The sequence below is a fragment of the Aromatoleum tolulyticum genome, from assembly GCF_900156155.1.
Taxonomy (GTDB): Bacteria; Pseudomonadota; Gammaproteobacteria; order Burkholderiales; family Rhodocyclaceae; genus Aromatoleum; species Aromatoleum tolulyticum.
Map to the genome: position 1 here is coordinate 25,469 of NZ_FTMD01000017.1, position 14,882 is coordinate 40,350.

General features: G+C 69.2%; 10 protein-coding genes. 4 read left to right on the plus strand and 6 right to left on the minus strand.

The genetic code is table 11. The annotated features are described in order from the left end of the window. Nucleotides 1–97: 97 nt before the first annotated feature. The gene (locus BW991_RS20155; protein WP_076603911.1) at nucleotides 98–553 is read left to right on the plus strand and encodes a PAS domain-containing protein; all 456 of its coding nucleotides are present in this window, start codon (nucleotides 98–100) and stop codon (nucleotides 551–553) included. Here BW991_RS20155 and BW991_RS20160 read toward each other — a convergent pair. The 4 genes from BW991_RS20160 to BW991_RS20175 form a co-directional block, all read right to left on the minus strand. Continuing rightward, nucleotides 535–3,591 carry a hybrid sensor histidine kinase/response regulator gene (locus tag BW991_RS20160; RefSeq protein WP_076603912.1) on the minus strand — a complete coding sequence of 1,019 codons (3,057 nt, stop codon included), beginning with the start codon at nucleotides 3,589–3,591 and terminating at the stop codon, nucleotides 535–537. The two genes, BW991_RS20155 and BW991_RS20160, sit on opposite strands and share 19 nt — an antisense overlap. 7 nt (nucleotides 3,592–3,598) lie before the next feature. Next, nucleotides 3,599–4,810, minus strand: coding sequence for an ABC transporter substrate-binding protein (locus tag BW991_RS20165; RefSeq protein ID WP_076603913.1), 1,212 nt, complete (start codon nucleotides 4,808–4,810; stop codon nucleotides 3,599–3,601). Nucleotides 4,811–4,839: 29 nt separating this feature from the next. Continuing rightward, nucleotides 4,840–5,463, minus strand: coding sequence for a hypothetical protein (locus BW991_RS20170; RefSeq protein WP_076603914.1), 624 nt, complete (start codon nucleotides 5,461–5,463; stop codon nucleotides 4,840–4,842). Between the two features lie 210 nt (nucleotides 5,464–5,673). Then, nucleotides 5,674–6,438, minus strand: coding sequence for a response regulator (locus tag BW991_RS20175; protein ID WP_076603915.1), 765 nt, complete (start codon nucleotides 6,436–6,438; stop codon nucleotides 5,674–5,676). A 122-nt stretch (nucleotides 6,439–6,560) separates the two neighbouring features. On the opposite strand from BW991_RS20175, the gene BW991_RS20180 reads away from it, so the two are divergent. From BW991_RS20180 to BW991_RS20190, 3 genes are all read left to right on the plus strand, one after another. Further along, nucleotides 6,561–7,112, plus strand: coding sequence for a response regulator (locus BW991_RS20180; protein WP_084205170.1), 552 nt, complete (start codon nucleotides 6,561–6,563; stop codon nucleotides 7,110–7,112). Nucleotides 7,113–7,373: 261 nt separating this feature from the next. Beyond that, nucleotides 7,374–11,375, plus strand: coding sequence for a CHASE domain-containing protein (locus BW991_RS20185; protein ID WP_076603917.1), 4,002 nt, complete (start codon nucleotides 7,374–7,376; stop codon nucleotides 11,373–11,375). Nucleotides 11,376–11,392: 17 nt separating this feature from the next. Next, nucleotides 11,393–12,601, plus strand: coding sequence for an EAL domain-containing response regulator (locus tag BW991_RS20190; protein WP_076603971.1), 1,209 nt, complete (start codon nucleotides 11,393–11,395; stop codon nucleotides 12,599–12,601). Here the strand turns inward: BW991_RS20190 and BW991_RS20195 are convergent. Together BW991_RS20195 and BW991_RS20200 are read right to left on the minus strand one after the other, a co-directional pair. After that, on the minus strand, nucleotides 12,598–13,581 hold the full coding sequence (locus tag BW991_RS20195; RefSeq protein ID WP_076603918.1) for an alpha/beta hydrolase: 984 nt from the start codon (nucleotides 13,579–13,581) through the stop codon (nucleotides 12,598–12,600). The two genes, BW991_RS20190 and BW991_RS20195, sit on opposite strands and share 4 nt — an antisense overlap. Nucleotides 13,582–13,736: 155 nt before the next feature. Next, on the minus strand, nucleotides 13,737–14,882 hold the full coding sequence (locus BW991_RS20200; protein WP_076603919.1) for a DUF3108 domain-containing protein: 1,146 nt from the start codon (nucleotides 14,880–14,882) through the stop codon (nucleotides 13,737–13,739).

Below are 14,882 nucleotides of genomic sequence, written 5' to 3' on the forward strand. Positions count from 1 at the left end.
TCCGCATTTGCGCCATGATTGGAATGGGCTGCAATTGACACAGTGTCCGAACGTGCCAGGATTCGTCCGCCTCGGGGACGTCAAGGAATCACTACCCATGCACCTAGCCGACCTTCCATACACGATCGACGCTCTCGTGCGTTACGGCGATTTCCTCTCCGGGCTGGAGGTGGGGATCCTGTCGCATACGCTCGATGGTGAGATCGAATACGCCAACGACACGGCGCGCAGCCTCCTCGGATTTCACGGCCTTGCCGGTCTCGGGCTGGACAACACCTGGGCCTTGCTCGATGCGGACGGCGGTCACCTGGCCCTGTCGGAACTGCCGGCGGTAAAGGCGCTGTGCCTGGGCAGTGCGGTCAGGGGGGGCGTTGTCGGCTGCCTTCTTGGCGGCGAATTGCATCTGCTGCGCATGGACGCGCTGCCGGTGTCAGGCCGGGACGGACGCATCGCCCGGGTCGTGACCGCCTTCCGTGACGTCACGCCGCCCGCTGTCCTGCAGGACATGCCCGCCGCCGGGGAGGGCGCCGCGAATCAAGTCATTCGGAGCTGACCCGCCGGCCAGCGCGCATCGGCCGCGAGGCGCTCCGACAGCTGCCGCAGCGTGTCGTCGAGGGCGTCCGTGAGCGCCCGTACCTGTTCCGGAATCCCATCCGTTTCGCCTGCACGGATCATCCCTTCCGTCAGCAGTGCATGCGCCTGCAGGGCATTCAGTCCAAGATTGCCCGCCACCCCCTTCAGCGTATGCGCCTCGAAGCGCAGCTGGTCGAGGTCGCCTTCGGCCGCGAGCTGCTGCAGGCGCGTGCAGCCGTCGCGGTACTGCTCCAGGAACATGGCGGCCAGCTCCCGGTAGAGACCGGTATCCCCGCCGATGCGGGCCAGGGCTTCGTCCACGTCCGTCTCGGACACCAGGCCGGGAGGGGCGATCGGCACGGCCGGGGTGGATGGGGCGGCCGGCGTCGGCGAGCCGGGAGTCGATGGGTCGAAGGGCGGCGCAGGCCGCACATGATCGGCCGCGGCATCGGCGATGGCCAGCCAGCGCGCCAGCACGTCAGGCAGGGTGCGGAAATCGATCGGCTTCGCGACGTGGTCGTTCATGCCCGCCTCCAGGCAGCGCTCGCGCGCATCGCTGAAGGCGTCGGCCGTCATGGCCAGGATGGGCAGCGCGTCGTGGTCGAAGTGGCGGCGGATCCGTCGCGTCGCTTCGTAGCCGTCCATAACCGGCATGTGCAGGTCCATCAGCACGAGATCGTAGGTGCGTTCGAGCGCGCGCGAAACCGCCTCTTCGCCGTTGTTCGCGATGTCGGTCGTCATGCCGAGGCGGCGCAGGAATTCGCCGGCGACCTGCTGGTTGAGCGGATTGTCTTCGACGAGCAGGACGCGGCGCCCGCGCAGGCTGATCGGGCCGCCGGCCGTGCAGCAGGCGGGCGCCGCCTGCCCTGCGCCCTCGGCCGCCGGGCGCAGGCGCAGCGCGAAGTGGAAGCAGCTGCCGGTGTCGGGGGTGCTCTCGACGCCGATCGTACCGTGCATCAGTTCGACCAGCTGCTTCGAAATCGCCAGCCCCAGCCCGGTGCCGCCGAATGGGCGGGTGATCGCGTCGTCGACCTGCGAGAAGGGCCGGAACAGGCGCGCGACCTGGGCCGGGGTCATGCCGATGCCGGTGTCGCGCACGACGAACTCCAGCACGTCGCCCCCGGGATCGCTGCTCAGACGCCGCAGTTCCAGGCTGACTTCGCCGTGACGCGTGAACTTGACTGCGTTGTTCGCGAGGTTGAGCAGGACCTGTCCGATGCGCAGGGCGTCGCCGACGTAGTCCATCGGGCCCTGTTCATCGAGCTTCACGTGCAGTTCCAGTCCGTTTTCGTGCGCACGGAAATCGAGCTGGTTGACCACTTTCGCGAAGAGTTCGCGCAGGCTGAACGGCGCGGCGCCGATCTCCATGCTGCCGGCCTCGATCTTGGAGAAGTCGAGCACGTCGTTGATGACCTGCAGCAGACCATCCGCGGCACCGCTGATCTTGTCGAGGTAGTCGCGCTGTTGTGCGTCGAGCCGCGTCTGGAGGGTGAGCCGGGTCATGCCGATGATCGCGTTCATCGGCGTGCGGATCTCGTGGCTCATCGTCGCGAGGAAGCGGCTCTTTGCGCGGTTGGCGGCCTGCGCGGCGTGCAGTGCCTGCTCGAGGCGCGTGTTGGCGTGCTTGAGCGCGGTGATGTCCTGCACGATGCCGATGACGTCGATGGCCTTGCCCGCGGCATCGCGCCGGACTCTCGCCTCGATGTTCACCCAGCGCAGTTCGCCCGCCGCGATGATGCGGCTTTCCGTGCGGAAGTCGTCCGCTTTGTCGAGCGCGGCGCGCCAGGCCGCTTCGACGCCGGGACGATCGTCGGCGTGCAGCGCGCCGAAGAAGTCCTTCGCGAGCGGTGCCGTGTCGCGGGGAAGGCCGAAGATCCGGCAGGTCTCTTCCGACCAGTCCAGCGTGTCCGTGCGCAGGTCGTATGCCCAGCTGCCGATGTGCCCGACTGCCTGCGCCTCGGCCAGCGCATCGCGGCTTGCCTGCAGTTCCTGGGTGCGCAGGGCGACTTCGCGTTCGAGGTTGTCGCTGAGCCGGCGATGGGAGTCGAGGGCTTCGCGCAGCGCACGCGACAGGGCACCAATCTCGTCGGGGCTGTCGTCGGCCGGGATCACGGGCGCGCCGTCGGCGAGGGGCGTCGAGACGGCGCCGGCGAGCCGGTCGAGGCGCACCGTGAGGCGGTTCGCGAGCCGGTTCGAGAAGCCCCAGACGAGCCACATCAGCGGTATCGCGAGCGCGATCAGCAGCAGGACGATGTCCCGCAGCGGCTTGAACCACGGATTGTCGTTGCGGTACAGCTCGAGCGTGATGCGATAGAGATCGGGATGACGCGCAGGCTGCACCATCTGCGTCACCGGCTGGGTGCCCGGGCGGTGCGAGGCGGTGTCACGGCTCGCGATCACCGGGGCGTCGGCGCGCTTGAGGAGGAGATTGAAGCGCTCGTCGAGGGTGCCGCTGGCCTCGTCCAGCAGCGCCGACAGGTCGATGCGGCCGAACAGCACGCCGATCACGTCTTCGGTGTAGGGAAAGATGACCGGGTAGGCGACCAGCATCGCGTTGCCCTGGTCGACGGCGATCGGGCGGCGCTCGGCCCCGCTCGCCGCGAGCACGCGCGTTGCGAGCTCGTCGGCGACGGGCCGGAATTCGGCGATGAGCTCCGCCGAGCCGGCGATGAAACGCCCGCGGTAGTCGAGGAGGGCGAGCCGGGAAAACTTTCCGCTGTTGTACTGCCGCAGAAAGGGGCGCAGGTAGGCTTCGCGTCCGGTCGTGTCGGTCAGGGCGGTCCAGATCAGCGGGCTGCGGCTGAGGTCCTCGGCCGTTTCGGTGATGCTGGCGAGGCTGGCGTTGAAATTGCCGGCGAGCACCTGCAGCGTGGTCGTCTGGGACTGCCGGATCGAGCGGCCGATGTTGTAGGTCTGGAGCGACAGCGTGCCGATGCCGGTCAGCACGAGCACCGACATTGCCAGCAGGAATGCGCTCTTGCGGATGCGGGCGGCGAGTCCCGCCGACTGTGTCGCCACCAGCGGCTCAGTGTCTTTCCGGTCGCGCGGGGGAGGCCGGTGCGAGCGGGACGAGCACGTCCTGCGCCGTGTAGCGCGCCATGAACACCTGCTCCGGCGATAGCGCGTCGTGGCGATCGGGCGTGAACGGACGTTCGTAGTTGCGGACGAGGCCCCTGTAGGCGGGTAGCTGTTCCAGCGCGTCGCGCACCTTGGCACGATCGGCCGAGCCGGCCCGCGCGATCGCGCGCGCGAGCAGATGGGTCAGGTCATAGGCGTGTGCGACGCCCACCGGCGCGCGCACCTGCTCGGGGCCGGGGACGCCGTAGCGTGTCTTCAGCGCCGCAAGCACGCGCTTCGCGATGGGGGTATCGAGGCCGATGAAGCTGAAGGTCTGCACGACCGCGAAATCGACCTGGTCGAGCGCGCTGCCGGCCATCTCGGCGAAGGCGCCGCCGGTGACGCCCCAGTGGCTGATGATGGGCAGGCGCTCGCCCTGCGGCAGGGCCGCCACCTCGCGCACGAGCAGCGAGCCCTCGGTCTCGTTGGCGACGAGGACCACCGCTTGTGCCCCGGCTGCGCGCAGTTCGCGGTATTGCTCGAGCAGCGACTGGTCGCCCCAGTTGTACCAGCGCTCGCCGACGATGCTCACGCCGGCCGCGCCCGACGCCGTCGTGAGCGCGTTGCGGTTGCTGCGGCCCCAGCCGGTGTTGGGTAGCAGGATGCCGACGCGGCTCGCGCCGCGTTGCTGGCGCGCGAATTTCAGCATCACCGGCGCGGCCCAGGCATCTTTCAGCGACAGGCGGAAACTGTAGCTCGGGTGATACTTGCGATCGGTGATCGGATCGGCGGAGCCCCACGGATCGAGGATCAGCACGCCCAGCTCCTGGGCCACCGGCAGCCATTCGAGGATGACCGGGCTGAACTTGCCGCCGAATACGCCGACGACGTCCGGCATTGCCGCCAGCTCGCGCAGGTTGTCCACGCCGATCGCCGGGATCGAGCGGTTGTCGCGCGTGACGAGGGCGAGCTTACGGCCGCCGAGCACTCCGCCCGCGGCGTTGATCTCGTCGATCGCAATCTCGATGCCCTGCTGGATGGCCTGCGCGGAAGTGCTGGTCTTGTGTCCGAATTCGGCGTCGAGTCCGATCAGGACGGGAGGTGGTTCGGCTGCCGCGGGTGACAGGCAGGCGGCGAGCGCGAGCGCGCCGAACAGGGAGCGCAGGGGTTTGAGCAGCATCGGTGAGGGGCGTTTGTTGGCGGGGGCGCTCAGGCGTCGTCGTTGAGGAGGGCGCCCAGCAGCTGGAAGGCCTTGCGCTCGGACAGTTTGTCGCTGCGCGACAGGTTGAGGATGGTCCGCGCGAGCGCCTCGGCGATCGGGCCGACGGTTGCATGCGGTTTGTCGAACAGGGCCGTCGGTGTCGCGGTAGCCTGCGAAAGCAGCGCGGTGATGGCGGCGGCGTCCGCATTGCGGGTCGGGCCCGCACCGGGAAGCGTTCGTTGCCGGTCGGCGGTCGGACTCGCCTCGATGTCCGCGCCGGACGGGGCGCCGAGCACGTCCCACACGCAATGCGGCACCGCATCGCGCGTCTGCGGCACGTCGAGCCAGCCCGGCGGCAGGCCGAGCGCCTGCTCGATCGCCTGCGCGAACGGATCGGACACCGGCTTGCGGCCCGACGTCATCAGGCTGACGCGGCTGCTGGTGAGGTTTGCTGCATGGGTCAGCGCGATCTTCGCGCCGCGCGCCGCGGTGAGCATGATCAGGTTGCGGCGGCGCATGTCGTGGCGTTCGTGTTTGCCGATCGCGCCGCGCGCCGGCGTGAGGGGCGCGGGGACCGTCGCGGGCGCGGGCACCTGCGCCGCGCGCTCCAGTGGCTTCGCGTCGTGTTCCATGCGGCTTTCTCCGTCGCCGCCCCGGCAGGATCCGCCATCCTGGGAAGGGCGCACGTCTGTTTGGCCCGCCGGCCGGGAGCGGGTATGCCGCCGGGGCGAGCCTCGTTCAGCAGGTGAAGCGGAATGATTACCTGCTGAGCGTATGATTCAGGGAATGTTACCGTTCGGGGGGGCGGGCGTCAATGTCCATGTCCGCGCGGGTAGGACACGTCAATGGGCGTCGAGGGAGAACTCGCGCGCCAGGTCGACGCAGAAGCGCCGCAGCACCTCGGCGAAATCCCGTGCGTGACCCCGCACCGCCTCGTCGTCGCCTGCGCGTGCGGCCGCCCGCAGGGACTCGATGGTTCCCAGCACCTCATGCGCGCCGATCGCTTCGGCGCCGCCTTCCATCGCGTGGCAGAAGTCCAGCACCCCGCGCAGGTCGCCATTGTGCGCGAGCCTGTCGAGGCTCGAGATGCGGTCCGCTGCAAGCTTGTAGAACTCGTCTGCGACGGCCTGCTGGATCGTCCGGTCGGGACCGATGTAGAGCTTCATGTGCTCGAAGTCGACGAGCGAGTGCTGCGATTCGACCGTCGTGCTCGGCGCCCTGGGTGGCTCGCCCAGGCGCAGGCCCCAGCGCACGGCGCGCTCGAAGAGCTCGGCACGGACGGGCTTGGCGAACATGAAGACGTTCTTGTACGCGCTGCGGACGCGTGCGAAGTCGCCCGGTGCCGAGCTGATCACGAGGACGGGCAGCGCGTCGTACTCGGGCTTGGATTTCACGACGTCGAGAAAGGCGACGCCGTCGAACTTGGGCATGCGCAGGTCGAGGATGATCAGGTCCGGGGTGCGCTCGGACAGCGCCACCAGTGCCGCATAGCCGTTCTCCGACGACAGGACGCGGATGTCGCTGCCCAACTCCTTGAGCTTGCTTGTGTACAGCGCCCGGTGGAAGGGGTCGTCCTCGATGATCAGTACATAGTGTTGGGCATTCATCGTCCACGCGCGCCGAGTGGGTATGTTGGGAAGATGGTACGCGAGCTTTCCGGCGAGTGCAGCCTCGTCGCGCTATATATGTTTACCTTTGTAAGGTAAACTATACCTCGCGCCAATGTGGAATGGTGATCCGCGGCGTCTTCGATCGGGGGCGGGGTGGCAGCGGGGAGAAAGGGGTGGTCGTGAACGAAGCGGAAACGGCGCAGGCACAGGGGGAGGGAGTAAGGCGGATCCTCGTCGTCGACGACGACCCGCTCATGTGCAAGCTCATGGGCGCGATGCTGCGCGAGCATCCTGCGCAGATCCGCGTTGCCGGCGACGTGAAGGGAGCGCGAGCCGTGATCGACACGTTCCGACCGCAGGTGATCTTCCTCGATGTCGCCCTGCCCGGGCCGCGTGACGGGCTGGACCTGTGCGCCGAGCTGAAGGCCGGGCCGGACGGCATGCGCCCGCTGGTGATCATGATATCGGGGCGCAACGCGCTTTCGCACATCGATGCCGCGCTGTGCGCGAGGGCCGACGGATACCTGCTCAAGCCGTTTTCTGCGGTCCAGGTGCAGGGCGTGCTCGATGCGGCGGAAGCATGGCTGCTGGGCACGTCACGTCCCTTTCGCCATTTCTGGCCGTTCGACCGGCAGCGCCCGCGCGCGGCCCGGCCGGTATCGAGCTGCTGAGCGCCGTCCGGAGTTGCGGCGGCGCGCGGTTTCCGCGGGGCCTGCGCGCAGCGGCCGTGTTCGGAAAAAGGGCGTGAGATAGTCACGAAACATTGCGGCGGCAAGCTTGTATGATTTTCGACAGAGCAGGGACATCGCGCCGCGCGCGCGGATGCAGCGAATGCAGGCTTTGGACTGCGGCATGGGGCTGGGTATGTCGAACTGCAGCGGTGCGGGGACGGCGCGTGCGGCACGCTGCAGGGCTGGTGGAGAAGCTTCGCGATGACGGTTCCCGATGAAGTGACGGTTGCGCCGGCCCCCGAGCCGCAGGAGGGTCCGGACGAGGCGGGTGGCCTCGTCGCGGCGCTGGTGCCGCAGTCGCTGTCGATGAAGATCGGGGTGTTGGCGGCGCTGTATTTCGCGTTCGGCCTGCTGGCGACCCTGCTCGTGCCGTCGCACACCTTCTCCTCGCCGGTGTGGCCGGCCGCCGGGGTGGCGCTCGCGGCCATGCTGATGTGCGGCGTGCGCTGCTGGCCCGGAGTGTGGCTGGGCGCCTTCCTCATCGACCTGATGCAGGACCTCTCGATGGTCGGCGCGATGTCCGCGGCGAGCGGAGCGACGGGAGCCGCGCTGCAGGCGGTGGGCGGGGCGTGGCTGGTGCGCCGCCTGCTGCCGGATCTGCCGCACCTCGCGCGCTCGCGCGATCTGGCCCGCTTCCTGTTCCTGATCGGTCCGTTCGCCTGCGTCGTCTCGTCGACCATCGGCGTGTGGTCGCGCGTGGGGTTCGGCCAGATGCCGGTCGATGTGGCCCTCGGCGAATGGCTGGCGTGGTGGGCGGGCGATACGCTCGGCGTGCTGCTGTTTGCGCCGCCTCTGCTGATCTTCATGCTGCGCGACCGTCCGATGTGGGCGCGGGGTGCGGCTGGGCTGCGTATCGTTCTCCCCCTGTTCGTGACGGCGATCCTGCTGGTGATGGCCAACCACGGCATCGTCAGTCTGGGCCACAGCCGGATGCAGGCGGCAACCGCTCAGCGGATGGATGAGGCGTACGAAATCGGTTTCCTTCCCGTGGCGGGGGCGCTTGCGCCGCTGCGCGGGATCGAGCGTTTCATCTCCGCGAGCGAGGACGTGACGCGCGCCGAGTTTGCCCGGTACACGTCGTGGATAACGACCCAGCCTGCGACGCTCGCCGTCGATTGGGCGCCGCTCGTGCCGCAGGAGGCGCGCGCCCAGTTCGAGGCGAGCGTTGCGGCGGAAGGCCTCCCCGGCTACCGCATCGTGGAACCCGACGACACCGGCCGGCTGCATCCGGCGGCCGAGCGCGCCGAATATTTCCCGGTACTGTTCAGCGAGCCGCAGGACCCGAATGCAGCGGTCCTCGGTCTCGATCACGCGTTCGAACCGGTGCGCCGCATCGAGATGGGGCACAGCAGAAGCAGCGGTGGCGTGCATGTCGCTGCGCAGGTGGTGCTGGTGCGCACGGCGAAGCCGGCCTTCCTCGCGTTCCTGCCGGTCTTTCGCACGGGCAGCGACGCGGATCTGCCCGGTCGGCGCGAGATTCGCGGCTATGTGGTGGGCACCTTCGACATTGCGCGCCTGTTCGCGCCGCTGGCCGATGCCGCGCGTGTGCGAGCGCTCGCCTTGCGCATTTCCGACGTGACCCCCGGCGCGTTGCGCAAGGTGCTGTTCGAACAGATGCCGATCGGCACCACGTGGCAGTGGGCACGCGACGTCGATTTCGGCGGACGTACGCTGCGCCTCGAGCTGGCGCCGCTGGGCGGCGCCTCGCCCGTCAACCAGTCGATCGAGCTGAAGGTGTTCAATGGCATCGCGGTGCTGGCTGCGTTCCTCGTTGCCTTCGTCGCGCTGAGCACCGCCGGCCATGCGGCCGCGGTGCAGCGCGAGGTGGGGGTGCGCACGTCCGACCTGCAGCGCGAACTCGCGGCGCGGCGTCAGGCGGAGGATCTGCTCGACCGTTTCTTCACGCTCGCCCTCGACTTGCTCGCGATCGGCACGACCGATGGCTGCTTCCTGCGCGTGAGCCCCGCGTTCACGCACACGCTGGGCTGGAGTGCGGAGGAGCTCCTGGCGCAGCCGCTGTTCGCGCTGGTGCATCCGGACGATGTCGATCGCGTGCGCGCGGAGTTCCGCTCGATCGGCGCGGACGACACGATCGGTTTCGAGTGCCGTCACCGCTGCAAGGACGGCTCGTGGCGCTGGCTCGAGTGGCGGGCGCGGCGCCATCCGGACGGGCTGGTGTTCGCGTCGGCGCGCGACATGACCGCGCAGCACCAGACGGCGCAACGCCTGCGCGAGCTGAATGCCGAACTTCAGCAGGCGAGCTCGGATGCGGAGCAGGCGAGCCGCGCGAAGTCCGCCTTCCTCGCGGCGATGAGCCACGAGATCCGCACGCCGATGAACGGCGTCATCGGCCTTGTCGACGTGCTGTCGCGCACCGAACTGACCGAGCAGCAGGCCGATCTCGTCAAGACCGTGCGCGAATCGTCGACCAGCCTGCTGGGCATCCTCGACGACGTGCTCGATTTCTCCAAAATCGAGGCGGGCCGGATGGAGATCGCTCTTGCGCCGGTCGTCATCGAAGACATCATCGAAAGCCTGTGCAGTTCGCTCGCGCCCGTGGCCGCGCGCCAGGGTGTGGACCTGTCGGTGTTCGTCGCGCCCGACATTCCCGGGCACGTGCTGGCGGACGAGACGCGCCTGCGCCAGGTCCTGTACAACCTCGTCGGCAACGGCATCAAGTTTTCCGCCGGACGTCCCGAAGTGCGCGGCCATGTGAGCGTGCGGGCGCACGTCGCGCAGGCGGCGCCGCTGCGGCTGTGCTTCGAGGTGTCGGACAACGGCATCGGCATTGCGCGCGAACGGCTGGCGCACCTGTTCCAGCACTTCACGCAGGCCGAGGCGTCGACGACGCGGCGCTTCGGCGGCACCGGCCTGGGGTTGGCGATCACGAAGCGGCTGGTGGAGCTGCTGGGGGGCGAGATCGCGGTCGAGAGCACGCCGGGGGGCGGTTCGGTGTTCGCGGTGACGCTGCCCTTCGATGCCGCCGCGACGGCAGAGCCGCGCGAGCTGCTCAGCCTGGAAGGCATCGACTGCATCCTGGTGTGCCGCGACGATCACGGCCCGGAGGCCGCCGACGTGCGCAGCTATCTCGAGCATGCGGGCGCGCGCGTGCAGGTCGCTCCGGATGCGGATGCAGCCGGGCGCATGGCGACGGGGCTCGACGGCGTCGTCGTACTCGTCGAGTGCACCGCGGACGCCGGCGCGTCGTCGGAATCGGGCGGGGCGCGGCCAGCCGGACTGCGCCGGCTGCGTATCTCCCACGGCCGCCGCCGCCGCGTGCGCATGCTCGACTCCGACACCGTCAGCATCGACGGCGACGCGTTGCGCCGCAGGACGCTCCTGCGCGCGGTCGCGGTCGCCGCCGGGCGCGCGTCGCCCGAGGCCCCGCCCGAGCGGGGCGCGCGGTCCGAGGCGACCAGGACCGTGCCGCCGACGATCGCGGACGCGCGCGCGCGCGGCAGGCTGATCCTGATCGCCGAGGACGACCCGGTGAACCAGAAGGTCATCCTGCAGCAGCTTGCGCTGCTCGGCTACGCGGCGGAGGTCGCGGGTGACGGGGTGCAGGCGCTGCAGATGTGGCGCGAGGGCAGTTATGCCCTGCTGCTGACCGACCTGCACATGCCCAACATGGACGGCTACGTGCTGACGCAGACGATCCGTGCGGAGGAGGACGGGCGGGGGCGCATGCCCATTCTCGCGCTGACCGCGAACGCGCTGCGCGGCGAGGCGCCGCGCGCACGCGATGCGGGCATGGACGAGTACCTGACCAAGCCGGTCCAGCTGCAGTTGCTGAAGGAGGCCCTGGGCCTCTGGCTGCCGCAGGACGAGGTTCCCGTTGCGGCGACCGAGGCGCCCGCAGCGATCTTCGACGTCGCCGTGCTGGAGGCGCTGGTCGGAAACCGCCCCGCGGTCGTAGACGATTTCCTGGGCGACTACCGGGCCGCGCTGCGCGATCTTTCCGCCGAGTTGCGGACGGCGGCGGCGCACGACGACACGTGCACCATCGCGGCGGTCGCGCACAAGCTGAAATCCTCGTCGCGTGCGGTCGGTGCGCAGCAGCTCGGCGAGCTGTGCGCCGAGCTGGAGATTGCCGCGCGGGCCGGTCACAAGGCAATGATCACCCGACACATCAACGCGTTCGATGCAGCGGCCGCTGCCGTCGCGACGCGGATCGACGAACGACTGAAAGGAAGCGGGGCGTGAAGGACCCGCGAGTGCGCATGAAAATCCTGATCCTGGACGACGACCCCATCCTCTGCAAGATTCTCGCAGCCCAGCTGAGCGCCCTGCAGGCGGGCGAAGTGCGCTGTCATGCGCGGGCCCGCGACGCACTCGCCCGCATCGCGGGCGGCGACGGGGACATCGGGTTGATCTTCGTCGACCTGCGCATGCCGGACGTCGACGGCATCGAGTTCATGCGCGAGCTCGCAGGATTCGGCTACCGCGGCGGCCTCGTGCTGATCAGCGGCGAGGACCCGCGCATCCTGCACACCGCGGAGCGGCTCGCGCAGGCGCACCAGCTGCGGGTGCTCGGCGCCCTGCCCAAGCCGGTCACGTCGGCGCAATTGCGCGCGGTGCTCGACCGGTGCGCGCTGCGCGTGTCCGCCTCGCCCCGCCCCGCCCGCACCTTCTATGCCGAGGAACTGCGCCGGGCGATCGCGGCAGGCGAGCTGCTGAACCACTACCAGCCGACCGTGTCGTTTGCGACGGGGGGCGTGGTCGGGGTCGAGAGTCTGGTGCGCTGGAACCACCCGGACGTGGGGCTGCTCTATCCGGAGGAGTTCGTTCCGCTCGCGGAGGAGTGCGGGCTCATCGACGAACTCACGCAGACGGTGCTGCACACGGCCCTGCACGACGCGCGCTGCTGGCACGAGACGGGTTACGGACTGCAGGTCGCCGTGAACGTGTCGATGGACAACCTCGTAGCGCTCGATTTTCCGGAAATGGTCATGCACGAGGTCGCCGCGTCCGGCCTTCCGCCGGATCGGCTGGTGCTGGAGGTCACGGAGAGCCGCCTGATGCAGAATTTCGTCGTGGCGCTCGACATCGTCACGCGCCTGCGGCTCAAGCGCGTCCTGCTGTCGATCGACGATTTCGGCACCGGCCACTCCTCGCTGATCCAGCTGCGCGACATGCCCTTCAACGAGCTCAAGATCGATCGCGGCTTCGTGCATGGCGCCTGCGAGGACCATGCGTTGCGCGCGATCGTCGACGCGAATCTGCGCCTGGCCCGCAGCCTCGGGCTGCGGACCGTTGCGGAGGGCGTCGAGACCCGCGAGGAGTGGGACCTGCTGCGGGCGCATGGCTGCAACTTCGCCCAGGGCTGGTTCGTCGCCCGCGCGATGCCGGCCCACGAGCTGCCGGAGTGGATCGCGGACTGGGAGCTGCGGCGGCCCGCGTTGGTGGAGGCGCTGGAGGCGGTTCCCTAGGTCCGCTGCAGGGTCAGGATGCTCGACTTGCGGAACTCGTCGCTGGGGAATACGCGGCCGGTCAGCATGGTGTTGAAGATGTGGTCGAAGACCACGCCCGGCTCGCCCTTCTTGTCCCCCGAGCGGAAGTAGGAGTGCCCCTTGGGCGGGTCGTAACGCGTGTTCACGTCGTCACAGTCGATCGCGTAGACGTTGTTCGGCGTGAGATCCATGTCCTCCGGCCCGGTGTGGCCGAGGCGGCGCGAGGCTTCGGCGTTGCGCAGGTTGGAGACCTTGCTCGCACGCAGCGCGAGGTCGTCCGAGGCGTAGTAGACCACGACGTTGCGTGACGCGTGGGAGATCAATTCGCCCACTTTGCCGCGGTGCAGCGATTCGTTGACGATGTCGGCCGCGACCAGGAAGGTGGCGCGGAACAGCAGCGGCAGGCCTTGCGGCTGGTCGTAGCGGCACCAGTTGGCGAGCGTCTCGCGCAGCACGCGGTTGCCCATCGAGTGGGCGAGGACGTTGATGCGCTTGAGGCAGGGATCGTCTTCCGGGTTGTACTCGGGCGAGGCGCGCCATTCCATGAACTTCTGGAACATGCGCGCGAGCGCGAACGCGCTCTGATCGGCGGCCTTCTGGTCGTCCCAGTAGTCCTTGACGATGCCGAGGTCGTTGTCGCAGGGCCAGATCACCGGCACGACCAGCACCTCGCCGGCCTTCTTCTTGTTGCACAGGGCCTGGAATTCCTCGGCGTTCTTGAACACCGTCTCGGGCAAGTTCGAGAAGCCGTGGATGTAGAGCAGCACCTGGCGGTGCTTCGATTCCTTGATCGCGCTGAGCAGGGCCTTGCTGCCGATCTCCTCGTAGCTGTCCGTCTTCTTGCGCCGGCAGCAGAAGAAGGCGCGGCTGGAGGCGTTGTTGCCGAGGTCGAAGACGAAGTCGGGATTGAGTTCGGGCTCGGTGTTGTGGGTCGGCATTCTGCTGGTGATGAACAGCATGGCATGTCCTCCGCGTCGGGGTGGCTTGCCGGTGCGGGGGCCACCCGTCAGGCATGCTGCGGAGTCCCGCCCGGCATGCGTTGATGGTAGGCGAGGATCATGCGAAAGCAAGCCGGCGCGGCGCTGTCCGCGCGCGTCGGGGCGGGACGCCGGGATCAGCGTGGCGCGGACGGCAGGGCGTCGCGGCTGACCATCACCTCGGTGGCGACGAGGTAGTAGACGACGCCTTTCGTGTCGATCGTGCGGATCAGCACGGGCAGGCCGAAGTGGTCGGTCGCGAGCCAGACGTCGGTCATCTCGCGCGCGCTGCCGTAGCGTGCGCGGACGTGGCGGGTGCGCCAGCCCTCGCCGAAGGGCAGGTGCACGGTTTCTTCGCCGATCGTCTCGAGCTGGAAGCTGCGCAGCGCGCCGCCCGCGGTGACGGGCAGCGTGCCGGCGGCGGCGGCGCCGGGGTAGCCGAGCTGATAGAGCAGCGACAGGATGTCCTGCGCGTTGTCGGGCAGGGTGTCGGTGGTGCCGGCACTGCGGAATTCGCCCGCCGAGCGGTCGAGTTCGGCGAGGACTTCGCCGGGGCGCCCGTCCTCGCGTTCGGTGAAACGCTCGGGGCGCAGGCCGTTCTCGGTGATCCGGCCGGTGCTTTCGCGCAGCTTGCGTCCGGGGCGGAACCACGGGATCGAGGCGACGGTGGTCGGCTCCACGAGCTCGGAGAGGCGGTAGCTGCCGTCGTCGGCGACTTCCCACTGGTGCGTCGCCTTGCCCATGGGGAGCTGCTTCTCGCCCATCAGTGCCATGTACGCGATGCGACCGGCGCGCGGCCAGGCTTGCCCGCCGCTGCCGGCAACGGCCGTGGCTTCGGCTGCGTGCGCGGTTTCCGCGGTGGCGGGCGATTCGGTTACGGACTCTGCGGCCTCCGTCGCGCTTGCGGGGGCGGCCTCGGCAACCGGCTCGGGTGCCGGCTCAGGCTCGGCGGCGGGCGGCGGTTCGGCTGCAGCGGGTTCCGCCGCGGTCTCGGGCTGCTCGACGGGCTTGTCCGTGATGTTCGCCTGCGCCGTCTTCGGCTCCGCCGGCGGACGCGGCGGCTTCTTCTTCGCCGGCGGCGGCGCGGGCGGGGGCGACTCGCTCACCGCGATCTGCGGCGCCGTGCGCACGAGCGTCACGTCGAGGCGCTGCAGCTCGGGCAGCGGGCGTAGATCGACCTGCGGGCCGATCAGCACCGCGAGATGCAGAGCGAGCGACAGCACGATGCCCAGCAGCAGGGGGCGCGACAACACGGGAGAGGGGGCAGGCGTCGGTTGGGTCAT

Excerpts from the sequence above, each read along its gene's own strand:
- BW991_RS20200 (WP_076603919.1), bottom strand. The coding sequence starts at position 14,882 with ATGACCCAACCGACGCCTGCCCCCTCTCCCGTGTTGTCGCGCCCCCTG.
- BW991_RS20155 (WP_076603911.1), top strand. The coding sequence starts at position 98 with ATGCACCTAGCCGACCTTCCATACACGATCGACGCTCTCGTGCGTTAC.
- BW991_RS20195 (WP_076603918.1), bottom strand. The coding sequence starts at position 13,581 with ATGCTGTTCATCACCAGCAGAATGCCGACCCACAACACCGAGCCCGAA.
- BW991_RS20165 (WP_076603913.1), bottom strand. The coding sequence starts at position 4,810 with ATGCTGCTCAAACCCCTGCGCTCCCTGTTCGGCGCGCTCGCGCTCGCC.
- BW991_RS20180 (WP_084205170.1), top strand. The coding sequence starts at position 6,561 with ATGGTGATCCGCGGCGTCTTCGATCGGGGGCGGGGTGGCAGCGGGGAG.
- BW991_RS20190 (WP_076603971.1), top strand. The coding sequence starts at position 11,393 with ATGAAAATCCTGATCCTGGACGACGACCCCATCCTCTGCAAGATTCTC.
- BW991_RS20185 (WP_076603917.1), top strand. The coding sequence starts at position 7,374 with ATGACGGTTCCCGATGAAGTGACGGTTGCGCCGGCCCCCGAGCCGCAG.
- BW991_RS20170 (WP_076603914.1), bottom strand. The coding sequence starts at position 5,463 with ATGGAACACGACGCGAAGCCACTGGAGCGCGCGGCGCAGGTGCCCGCG.
- BW991_RS20175 (WP_076603915.1), bottom strand. The coding sequence starts at position 6,438 with ATGAATGCCCAACACTATGTACTGATCATCGAGGACGACCCCTTCCAC.